The 1,001-nt window shown below is 70.7% G+C and carries 1 protein-coding gene; it reads right to left on the bottom strand.

Annotated features, from left to right (window positions below):
* The coding region (locus ABZ904_RS51375; RefSeq protein ID WP_361831265.1) for a SpoIIE family protein phosphatase at positions 1-952 on the bottom strand (952 nt) is incomplete at its 3' end.
* Positions 953-1,001 lie beyond the last annotated feature (49 nt).

The raw sequence follows: 1,001 nt of genomic DNA, 5'->3' as shown, positions 1-1,001 counted from the left end.
CGACCGGCGGGGGGTCGCCGGGCGGCAGAGCTGCGCATTCCTGGACCAGGCTTATGGCGGTGTCGTTGAGGCGTGCGAGGAGTTCGTCGGGCTCCAGGTCGAGTGCGGCCAGGGAGTGGATGGCGGTCCGTATCTGTCCCAGGGTGGTGGCCGCGTGGATGCCGTGGCCGGCGGCTTCGCCGACCACCAGTGCGGTGCGGGCACAGGACAGGGCGAAGGCGTCGAACCCGCCGCCTCCGCCCACTTCGGAGGGCACGTGGATGCGCGCGGTTTCCACGGCGGTCTGCGTCGTGGTGCGGGGGAGGAGCACCTGGCGCTGGATCGTCAGGGCGATGGTGTGTTCGCGGGTGTAGCGGCGGGCGTTGTCGATGCACAGGGCGGTGTAAGCGGCCATGGCGACGGCGAGGGTGACATCGTCCGTGTCATAGGCGTCCGCATCGTCGGTGCGGTACAGGCTCAGCAACCCCAGCACGGTTCCGCGCAGCGTCAGAGGTGTGGTGATCATGCTGTGGGCGCCGGATGCGCGGATCGCCTGGCCGCGCTGCGGGACGGCGGCCAGCCAGGGCGTGTCGGGGCCCAGGGCGACGAGACGGGGCCTGAGGTCGGCCAGCGTCTGGGCGTACGGCGTCGGGAAGGGCAGAGCGCGCACGTCACCCACCGGATGTGCGTGGAGCTGCTCGTCGCCGCCGCTGTGTGCGAAGGCGGTACGGCGCAGCGGCACCTCCCGTGCCAGAGGGCTTGGCGGAAGGTCCTCGCCACGTATCACTGCGTCCACCACTTCCACCACGGCGACGTCGGCGAAGTCCGGCACCACCGCCTGCACCAGTTCCTCGCAGGTGGCCACCACGTCGAGGGTCTGTCCCACGTGCTCGCGCACCGAGCCGAGGACACGCAGGCGGGCGGCCACCTTCTCGCGCTCGGTGACATCGAGCATCTCCGCCAGTACGCCCAAGATCCTCCCCTGCGGGCTTTCCAGTCGAGAGGCCGAGACGGAGAACAGG

This window comes from Streptomyces sp. NPDC046900, from assembly GCF_040644975.1.
Classification (GTDB): domain Bacteria; phylum Actinomycetota; class Actinomycetes; order Streptomycetales; family Streptomycetaceae; genus Streptomyces.
Note: the sequence above shows the minus strand (reverse complement) of the source record. Positions and strands in the feature narration are given on the sequence as shown.